Annotated in this window: 11 protein-coding genes; 8 read left to right on the top strand and 3 right to left on the bottom strand. The window is 66.5% G+C overall.

Annotation, left to right across the window (positions count from 1 at the left end; translation table 11 throughout):
* Positions 1 to 31: 31 nt before the first annotated feature.
* Positions 32 to 592 (bottom strand): ferritin-like domain-containing protein, encoded by a 561-nt coding sequence (locus ACO6D5_RS10900; RefSeq protein WP_315846131.1) that lies wholly within the window; start codon positions 590 to 592, stop codon positions 32 to 34.
* Positions 593 to 823: 231 nt separating this feature from the next.
* Between ACO6D5_RS10900 and ACO6D5_RS10895 the strand changes: the two genes are divergently transcribed.
* The 5 genes from ACO6D5_RS10895 to ACO6D5_RS10875 are packed head-to-tail and all read left to right on the top strand — an operon-like array spanning position 824 to position 3,852.
* Positions 824 to 1,411 carry a TIGR00730 family Rossman fold protein gene (locus ACO6D5_RS10895; protein ID WP_315846130.1) on the top strand — a complete coding sequence of 196 codons (588 nt, stop codon included), beginning with the start codon at positions 824 to 826 and terminating at the stop codon, positions 1,409 to 1,411.
* A gap of 36 nt (positions 1,412 to 1,447) precedes the next feature.
* Positions 1,448 to 2,014 (top strand): hypothetical protein, encoded by a 567-nt coding sequence (locus tag ACO6D5_RS10890; RefSeq protein WP_485825370.1) that lies wholly within the window; start codon positions 1,448 to 1,450, stop codon positions 2,012 to 2,014.
* A 30-nt stretch (positions 2,015 to 2,044) separates the two neighbouring features.
* Entirely contained in the window at positions 2,045 to 2,671 is a 627-nt protein-coding gene (locus tag ACO6D5_RS10885; protein ID WP_485825369.1) for an HAD hydrolase-like protein, read from the top strand.
* A 15-nt stretch (positions 2,672 to 2,686) separates the two neighbouring features.
* Positions 2,687 to 3,313, top strand: coding sequence for a pyridoxamine 5'-phosphate oxidase family protein (locus tag ACO6D5_RS10880; RefSeq protein WP_485825368.1), 627 nt, complete (start codon positions 2,687 to 2,689; stop codon positions 3,311 to 3,313).
* A 20-nt stretch (positions 3,314 to 3,333) separates the two neighbouring features.
* Positions 3,334 to 3,852: a class IV adenylate cyclase gene (locus tag ACO6D5_RS10875; RefSeq protein WP_485825367.1), complete on the top strand. Its 519-nt coding sequence runs from the start codon at positions 3,334 to 3,336 to the stop codon at positions 3,850 to 3,852.
* Positions 3,853 to 3,856: 4 nt separating this feature from the next.
* Here ACO6D5_RS10875 and fmt read toward each other — a convergent pair whose 3' ends face one another.
* Positions 3,857 to 4,798, bottom strand: coding sequence for a methionyl-tRNA formyltransferase (gene fmt / locus ACO6D5_RS10870; protein WP_485825366.1), 942 nt, complete (start codon positions 4,796 to 4,798; stop codon positions 3,857 to 3,859).
* A 129-nt stretch (positions 4,799 to 4,927) separates the two neighbouring features.
* A complete protein-coding gene (gene def / locus ACO6D5_RS10865) occupies positions 4,928 to 5,440 on the bottom strand; it encodes a peptide deformylase (protein ID WP_315846124.1) in 513 nt (170 codons plus the stop codon).
* A 224-nt stretch (positions 5,441 to 5,664) separates the two neighbouring features.
* Here def and dprA point away from each other — a divergent pair, with 224 nt between their 5' ends.
* From dprA to ACO6D5_RS10850, 3 genes are all read left to right on the top strand, one after another.
* The gene (dprA, locus tag ACO6D5_RS10860; protein WP_485825365.1) at positions 5,665 to 6,777 is read left to right on the top strand and encodes a DNA-processing protein DprA; all 1,113 of its coding nucleotides are present in this window, start codon (positions 5,665 to 5,667) and stop codon (positions 6,775 to 6,777) included.
* A gap of 111 nt (positions 6,778 to 6,888) precedes the next feature.
* Positions 6,889 to 7,797, top strand: a complete 909-nt coding sequence (locus tag ACO6D5_RS10855; protein WP_485825364.1) for a hydroxymethylglutaryl-CoA lyase — start codon at positions 6,889 to 6,891, stop codon at positions 7,795 to 7,797.
* Positions 7,794 to 8,267: a hypothetical protein gene (locus ACO6D5_RS10850; protein ID WP_315846122.1), complete on the top strand. Its 474-nt coding sequence runs from the start codon at positions 7,794 to 7,796 to the stop codon at positions 8,265 to 8,267. Before ACO6D5_RS10855 ends, ACO6D5_RS10850 begins: the two co-directional genes overlap by 4 nt.
* Positions 8,268 to 8,307: the final 40 nt, after the last annotated feature.

The raw sequence follows: 8,307 nt of genomic DNA, 5'->3' as shown, positions 1-8,307 counted from the left end.
CGCGAGGCCGGGTTTTTTTACGCCGTCTTGCTTACGGCTTGACGAGAAGGTCCGACATGTCGTCGGCGTGTTCCTCTTCGACCGCCAGGATCTCTTCCAGCATGCGGCGCGTGGTGGAATCCTGTTCGCCCAGGTAATCGATCATCTGCCGGTAGCTGTCGATGGCGATGCGCTCGGCGATCAGGTTTTCCTTGATCATCTCTTCCAGCGTGGCGCCTTCGACGTATTCCGAATGGCTGCGCTCCAAGAGGCCCTTGGGCGACAGGTTCGGCTCGCCGCCCAATTGCACGATGCGTTCGGCCAGGCGGTCCGCATGCTCTTGTTCCTGCATGGCGTGTTCGGCGAACTCGGCGGCCACCGGTTCCGCATTCAGGCCACGGGCCATGAAGAAGTGGCGCTTGTAGCGCAGCACACAGACAATCTCGGTGGCCAACGCTTCATTCAGCAGCTTCAACACCGTCTGCCGGTCCGCGCGGTAGCTATCCGTGACAGCCCCCGATTCAATGTCCTGGCGCGCCTTGGCACGGATGGCCTTCACGTCCATGTCGAAAGGACGGTTTGCCTTCTGGGCGTTTTGGGTTGCTTGTTCCATATCGTTAGCTCCTCGGGTTAGTGAATGCACTACGACGCTGGATTTCCAGTCGTACCGAACAACTCAGTCTACCGATCATGGACGATCTTGCTGTGTCCAAACATTGCTCCTGCCCCCGATTAGCGATCCCCCCGGGGCCCGGGAACGCCTCTGCAAACCTTGCGTAAACTATCGGCTTCCCGAAAAGCCCGTGACGCAATCTGTAACGGGACCGGCAATCTCCGACCTTTTATGACTCTGAAGAATATTTGCGTGTATTGCGGCTCGAACCCCGGCACCCGTCCGGACTACATCGAGCAGGCCCGCGTGCTGGCGCGCGAATTGGTCAAACGGGACCTGGGCCTGGTGTACGGCGGATCGGTCGTCGGCATCATGGGCGTCGTGGCCAATGAAGTGCTGGCCGGCGGCGGCCGCGTGATCGGCGTGATTCCCGAGATGCTGCAGAAGAAGGAACAGGCGCACCTGGGCCTGACCGAACTGCATCTGGTGCAGAATATGCACGAGCGCAAGGCCATGATGATCGAGAAGGCTGACGGATTCATCGCGTTGCCCGGCGGCGCCGGCACGCTGGAGGAATTCTTCGAAGTCTGGACCTGGGCGCAGTTGAACATGCACCAGAAGCCCTGCGGCCTGCTGAACGTCGCGGGATACTACGATGCGCTGGTGCAGTTCGTGGACCATGCCGTCGACGAAGCGTTCATCCGCCCGCAGCACCGCGACATGCTGGTGGTGGAAGAAGACCCCGCCGTCATGCTGGACCGCTACGCCATCTACGAGGCGCCCAATGTCTCGAAGTGGTTCGACCCCATCAAGGCGTAAAACCGCCCTTTCATGATCCCGACGGAAGCCCACGCAATGATCCTCGATCCGTTGTCCCCTTCCTCTACCGAGTCCGTGCTGCGCGACTATTTCCACGCCAAGGACGAGAACCGCCCGCACTACATGGCACGCGCGTTCGCGGACGACGCCGTGCTGAAAATGGCCTTGCGCACGCAGGCCATCGCCTTCCCGCCTGAATCGCATGGCCTCGCGGCGATCGTCGACACGCTGGTGCGCAAGTTCGGCCAGACCTACGACAACGTGTACACGTTCTACCTGTCGCGGCCGGCCCCGGGCGCCCGCCTGCCCGACTACCAATGCGACTGGATCGTGGCCATGACCGAAAAGGCCACGGGCAATGTTCGAGTGGGCTGTGGCCGGTACGACTGGAAATTCCAGGCCGAGCCTTACCGCGCCACCGACCTGACCATCACGATCGAAACCATGGTGACGCTGCCCCCGGGCGACATGGCCGCCGTCTTCGGCTGGCTGCTGGCGCTGGACTACCCGTGGACGAACGCCGCGCGCGTCGTGGCCAGCGCCCCGCCGCTAGAAGCGCTGGCGCCCGTCGTGCACTATCTGCTTCACCCCAACGGCTTGTAACCCCGTCTCAGCCGGCTAATGGATCCTTACTTGAAATACGACATCGCAGCATTTGATTTTGACGGAACCCTGGCGGACACGATGCCCTGGTTCAATTCCATCCTGAACACCGTGGCCGACAAATACGGCTTTCGCAAGATCGACTTGTCGGAACGCGAAAACCTGCGCCACCGCGAGGCCTCCGAAATCCTGAAGTACCTGGGCATCCCGCTGTGGAAGCTGCCGGCGATCATGTCGCACGTGCGCACGCTGATGCAGGACATCGATCCCAGCGTGCATCTGTTCGACGGCATTGCCGACGTGCTCGCGCGCCTGAAGGCCGCCGGGCTGCGGCTGGCGGTGATCAGTTCGAACTCCATTGAAAACGTGCAGCGCGTGCTGGGCCCGGACGCCGCCGCGCTGTTCGACGACTACGAATGCGGCACCGACCTGTTCGGCAAGGCCGCCAAGATCGACCGCCTGATGCGCCGGCACGAGATCGCCCCCGAACGCTTCCTGCTGGTGGGCGACGAAATGCGCGACATCGACGCCGCCCGCAAGGCAGGCGTGCATGTGGGTTCCGTCGCTTGGGGTTATAACCATGTAGACGCCCTGCGCGAACGCGGCCCCGACGAGATCTTCCTGGCCGTCGCCGACCTGCCTGCCATCCTGGCCTGACCACGGACCTCCGCCATGCACACCGATCCCGCCCACCTTGTCACTGACGCCGCCGCCTTGCAGGCACTGTACGGCTCGCCCGGCGAAGCCTCGCTGAAGAAGGAAGTGGATCACGTGCATCCGCACTATCGCGCCTTCATCGAGGCCGCGCCGTTCGCGGTGCTGGCCACCTCCGGCCCGGGCCGGCTGGACGCCTCGCCACGCGGCGACCCCGCGGGCTTTGTCGTGGTCGAAGATGAAAAGACGCTGCTGCTGCCCGACCGCCGCGGCAACAACCGCATCGACAGCCTGCTGAACATCCTGGCCGATCCGCGCGTGGCGCTGCTGTTCCTGGTGCCCGGCGTGGGCGAAACCCTGCGCGTGAACGGCACGGCGCGCATCAGCGTGGACCCTGCCCTGCTGGCGCGCTTCGGAATGGACGGTAAGCTGCCGCGCTCCGTGCTGATCGTCGACGTGCAGACGGTCTATTTCCAGTGCTCGCGCGCCCTCTTGCGTTCCCGCCTGTGGGACCCGGCGACCCAGGTGCCGCGCAGCGCGCTGCCCAGCGTCGGCCGCATCCTGTCCGACCTCACCGCGGGCACCTTCGACGGCGCCACCTACGACCGCGACCTGCCCGCACGCGCGGCCAGCACGCTGTATTGATCCAGACCGAAGGACGTCCCATGGCCCGCAACGTGGAAATCAAGGCGCAAGTCGACAGCCTGGCGGCCATCGAGCCCCTGGCCGCCGCGCTGTCCGGGCAAGAGCCCGTCTCCATCGCCCAGGACGACACCTTCTTCACCTGCACGCATGGCCGGCTGAAGCTGCGCGCATTCGCCGACGGCACGGGCGAACTGATCTTCTACCAGCGCGCCGACGACACCGGCCCGAAGGAGAGCTTCTACGTCATCTCGCCGACCGATTCGCCCGACACCTTGCGCGAAGCCCTCACACACGCGTATGGCGCGATCGGCCGCGTGAAGAAGCAACGGACGGTGTTCATGGCCGGACGCACCCGCATCCATCTGGACCGGGTGGAAGGCCTGGGGGAATTCCTGGAATTGGAAGTGGTGCTGCGCGACGACGAAAGCGCCGCGGCCGGCATGGAAGAAGCCCGCACCTTGATGGACGGGCTGGGGGTGGCGCCCACGCAGTTGCTGTCGGGCGCCTACCTGGACCTGCTGGCCAGCCGCCGGCCGTAAGGACTCAGTCCGGCTGCCAGCCGCGCACGAACACATCCACCGGCTGGCGCTTGCCGCCGGCTTTCTGCAATTCAAGCAGCCGCAGCACGCCGTTGCCCGTGGCGATATCGATGCCTGACGCATCGGCGCGCAGCACGCGGCCGGGTTCCGCCGTGGTGGGCGTCGCCAGCGCCTGCGCGCGCCAGACCTTCACCGGGTCAGGCAAGCCGGGCAGGCGGATGCTGGCGCCGGGCACCGGGTTGAATGCGCGCACGCGGCGTTCCAGCAGTTCGGCCGGCTGGGTGCAATCCAGGGCGGCTTCGGCCTTGTCCAGCTTGGCCGCGTAGGTCACCCCGGCTTCCGGCTGCTTGGTGGGCGCAAGGTCCCCCTGGTCCAGCGCATTCAATGCCTGGACGATGGCTTCGCCGCCGGCCAGCGCCAACGCGTCGTGCAATTGCGCCGCATTGGTGTCGCCCGTGATGGGCACCACGCGTTCCAGCAGCATGTCGCCGGTGTCCAGTCCCTCGTCCATCTGCATGATGGTCACGCCGGTCTGCGCGTCGCCGGCTTCGATCGCGCGCTGGATGGGCGCGGCGCCGCGCCAGCGCGGCAACAGGCTGGCGTGGATGTTCAGGCAACCCAGGCGCGGCAGGTCCAGCACCCACTGCGGCAGGATCAGGCCATAGGCCGCCACGACCATGACGTCGGGCGCAACTTGCTCCAGCAGCGCACGGGCCTCGGCGGCCTCGTCGGGATAGCGGCCGTCCAGGCGCAGGCTGCGCGGCTGGGCAACGGGAATGCCCGCGTCCAGCGCGGCTTGCTTGACCGGGCTGGGCGTCAGCTTCAGTCCGCGCCCGGCAGGCCGGTCGGGCTGCGTCATGACGAGCGCGATGTCGTGGCCCGCGGCCCGCAGGGCGTCGAAGGCGATACGGGCGAATTCCGGCGTGCCGGCAAAGACTAGGCGCATGAGATGAAGAACAAAGAATGAAAGTGGATGCCAGGGCTCAGCGGATCCGGCTTTGCCGGTCCACCGGAGCCGCCCCCTCGGCGGCCCCTTGTGGGGCCCGCGCAAGCGGGTAGGGGGAGGGATTTCCCGTCAGTCGCGCAGCGCTTCGCGCTCGGCCTTCTTCAGCTTGGTCTTGATGCGGTTCTGCTTCAGGTTCGACAGGTATTCGACGAAGACCTTGCCTTCCAGATGGTCGAGTTCGTGCTGTACGCACACGGCCAGCAGGCCGTCGGCTTCGAACTCGAACGGCTTGCCGTCGATGTCCAGCGCCTTGCAGCGGATACGCGAGGCGCGTTCGACCTCGTCGTAGACGCCGGGCACGGACAGACAGCCTTCTTCGTAGATCTTGTGGTCGTCGCTGTGCCAGGTGATCTCGGGGTTGATCAAGGTGAGCAGCTGATTGCTGTCCTCGGACACGTCGATCACGACGACGCGCTCGTGCACGTCCACCTGGGTCGCGGCCAGGCCGACGCCCGGCGCGTCATACATGGTCTCGGCCATGTCGCGCACCAGTTGACGGATGCGGTCGTCGACTTCGGCTACCGGCTTGGCCTTTTTGTGCAAGCGCGGGTCCGGGTAGCGAAGGATAGGAAGTAAAGCCATTGCGGGGGTGTCGCCAGTGATTGATGCTTACCTAAGAGTTTAATTCATTAGAGTCTTGATTTCTAATAGTTTTCGGCTAAGTCGAGCATTGCGGGCATTGCTACGTCCCCATTATTTCGACGCCACGCGCCAGGCTCGGTGTGACCATTACGTCCCGCTCGGCCAGCATCGCCTGCCCCGCATGCGACACTCACGCACCCCTGGACGCCTTACGCGCTTGCCCCATGCCGCTTACGCATTCTTCCGCCGAACTGTCCGCCTGGCTGCGGCTGTCCCTGGAACCCAACATCGGTTCCGCCACCGCCTGCATGCTGCTGGGCGCACTCGGCCTGCCCGAGCAGATCTACGCCCAGCGCGCCACGGCACTCGTCCGCCACATTCCCGAAGCGCTGGCGCGCCAACTGGCCGCGCCCATGCCGACAGACATGGCGGCCCAGGTGGACAGCGCGCTGGAATGGGTGAGCGCCCCCGGCCGGCACATCCTGACTCTGGCCGATCCCACCTATCCGCAAAGCCTGCTGACGATCGCCGACCCGCCCATCCTGCTGTACGTGGCGGGCGACCCAAGCTATCTGCAAGGCCCGTCGCTGGCCGTCGTGGGCGCGCGCAATGCCACGCCCGGCGGCCAGGAGAATGCCCGCGCCTTCGCCCGCCATCTGGCCACGCACGGCTGGCGCGTCGTGAGCGGGCTGGCGCTGGGCATCGACGCCGCCGCGCATGAAGGGGCGCTGGACGCGGGCCCGGACGGCGCGGGCACGGTCGCCGTCATGGGCACCGGCATCGACCGCATCTATCCCGCCCGCCACCGGGAGCTGGCGCACCGCATCGCCGCGCATGGCGCGCTGGTTTCCGAATTTCCGCTGGGCACGGGCGCCCTGCCCCCGCACTTTCCCAAACGCAACCGCATCGTCGCCGGCCTCGCGCGGGGCGTGCTGGTGGTGGAAGCCGCCAAGCAAAGCGGGTCGCTCATCACGGCAAGGCTGGCGGGCGAAAGCGGCCGCGAAGTCTTCGCCATCCCCGGCTCCATCCATTCCCCGCTGTCGCGCGGCTGCCACGCGTTGATACGCCAAGGCGCCAAACTGGTGGAAACAGCCGCCGACATCACCGACGAGCTGGGCGGCGGCCCGATGCCCGGCGTGCGCGGTGCGCCCCGGCCCGAAGCGTCGCTGCCCGCCCACCCCGTGCTGGAAGCGCTGGGCTTTGACCCGCTGCATCTCGATACCCTGCAGGGACGCCTGACGATGGACACCGGCGACCTGCAAGCGCAGCTGGTGGAACTGGAATTGCAGGGCCGCATCGCCCGCCTGGATGACGGCCGCTACCAGCGCCTGAAGTAGGGCCGCATGCCCCCGCCCCGCGCAAGCGGAGTGCCGCGCGATGGCGCTAATATTGGCGCTAGCGCCGCAGACATGCGCGCCGCGTCACCCCATACCGAACCAGGAAGAGACATGGCTTTGCCCTCCCGCGTGAAGATCGTCGAGGTGTCGCCTCGCGACGGTCTGCAGAATGAAAAGGAATTCGTGCCCACCGACATCAAGGTGGAACTGGTCAATCGCCTGGCCGCGGCGGGCTTCCCCAATGTGGAAGCCGCCTCGTTCGTGTCGCCCAAGTGGGTGCCGCAGATGGCCGACGGCGCCGACGTGATGGCGCGCATCGAACGCCGTCCCGGCACGATCTATTCGGTGCTGACGCCGAACATGAAGGGTTTTGAAGGCGCACTGGCCGCCGGCGCGGACGAGATCGTGATTTTCGGCGCCGCCAGCGAAGCGTTCTCGCAAAAGAACATCAACTGTTCCATCGCCGAATCCATCGCCCGCTTCGAACCCGTGGTGCAGGCCGCGCGTGAAGCCGGCATCCGCGTGCGCGGCAGCATCAGCTGCGCGCTGGGGTGCCCGTACCAGGGCGACGTTCCCGTGGAATCGGTGGTCGACGTGGCCCAGCGCTACCTGGCGATGCAGGTCGACGAGATCGACGTGGCCGACACCATTGGCGTGGGCACGCCGCAGCGCGTGCGCGACTTGATGGCGGCGGTGACGCGCGTGGTCGACCCGGCACGCGTGTCCGGCCACTTCCACGACACCTACGGCCAGGCGCTGGCCAACATCCTGGCCGCGCTGGAAACCGGCATCTCCATCTTCCACACCTCGGTCGCCGGCCTGGGCGGCTGCCCCTACGCCAAGGGCGCCACCGGCAACGTCGCGACCGAAGACGTGCTGTACATGCTGCGCGGCCTGGACATCGACACCGGCGTGGACTTCGACGCCGTGGTCGACATCGGCCAATGGATGTCGGCCCACCTGAACCGCAAGGGTTCCAGCCGGGCCGGCAACGCGATCGCCGCCAAACGGGCCGCATGACCTCGCCTGACTCCGCCCCCGCCGAGCAAGACCGGGCCGCGCTCCTGCGCGAGATCGGCCCGCTGCCGCTGTCGGGCCAGGCGTGGCCCGACTGGGTGCGCATCCTGGCCTGGGTGATCTTGGCCGTGCTGGGCGTGCAGGTGGTGACGACCGCCATCCGCGCGCCCGCGCAGCCGTTCGATACCGTGCTGGCGGTGGTGGTGGTGCTGTGCTTCGTGGGCCTGCTGTTCGTGTCCTGGCACATGCAGACGTCGATCACCACCATCGATGACCGCGGCCTGCGCCAGACCTGGTTCACGCGCCGCGAAGTCGCCTGGGAAGACGTGCGCTATGCGCGCTTCGTGCCCATGCTGTTTTCGAAACGGCTGGTGGTGTTCACCCACCGGGGACGGCCGGTGATTCTTCAGGGCGGCACGCGCGAATTGCGCAGCGCCTTCGTGAAGATCGCGCAGGTGTACCGGCGGGGGTGATGGGCGGAGCGCGCGCGGCAGCCGGCAGGAACGCCGTCCC

The organism is Achromobacter sp. (assembly GCF_057314935.1).
This window is presented reverse-complemented; position numbering and strand designations above follow the sequence as displayed.

Excerpts from the sequence above, each read along its gene's own strand:
- ACO6D5_RS10900 (WP_315846131.1), bottom strand. The coding sequence starts at position 592 with ATGGAACAAGCAACCCAAAACGCCCAGAAGGCAAACCGTCCTTTCGAC.
- ACO6D5_RS10895 (WP_315846130.1), top strand. The coding sequence starts at position 824 with ATGACTCTGAAGAATATTTGCGTGTATTGCGGCTCGAACCCCGGCACC.
- ACO6D5_RS10890 (WP_485825370.1), top strand. The coding sequence starts at position 1,448 with ATGATCCTCGATCCGTTGTCCCCTTCCTCTACCGAGTCCGTGCTGCGC.
- ACO6D5_RS10880 (WP_485825368.1), top strand. The coding sequence starts at position 2,687 with ATGCACACCGATCCCGCCCACCTTGTCACTGACGCCGCCGCCTTGCAG.
- ACO6D5_RS10875 (WP_485825367.1), top strand. The coding sequence starts at position 3,334 with ATGGCCCGCAACGTGGAAATCAAGGCGCAAGTCGACAGCCTGGCGGCC.
- fmt (WP_485825366.1), bottom strand. The coding sequence starts at position 4,798 with ATGCGCCTAGTCTTTGCCGGCACGCCGGAATTCGCCCGTATCGCCTTC.
- def (WP_315846124.1), bottom strand. The coding sequence starts at position 5,440 with ATGGCTTTACTTCCTATCCTTCGCTACCCGGACCCGCGCTTGCACAAA.
- dprA (WP_485825365.1), top strand. The coding sequence starts at position 5,665 with ATGCCGCTTACGCATTCTTCCGCCGAACTGTCCGCCTGGCTGCGGCTG.
- ACO6D5_RS10855 (WP_485825364.1), top strand. The coding sequence starts at position 6,889 with ATGGCTTTGCCCTCCCGCGTGAAGATCGTCGAGGTGTCGCCTCGCGAC.
- ACO6D5_RS10850 (WP_315846122.1), top strand. The coding sequence starts at position 7,794 with ATGACCTCGCCTGACTCCGCCCCCGCCGAGCAAGACCGGGCCGCGCTC.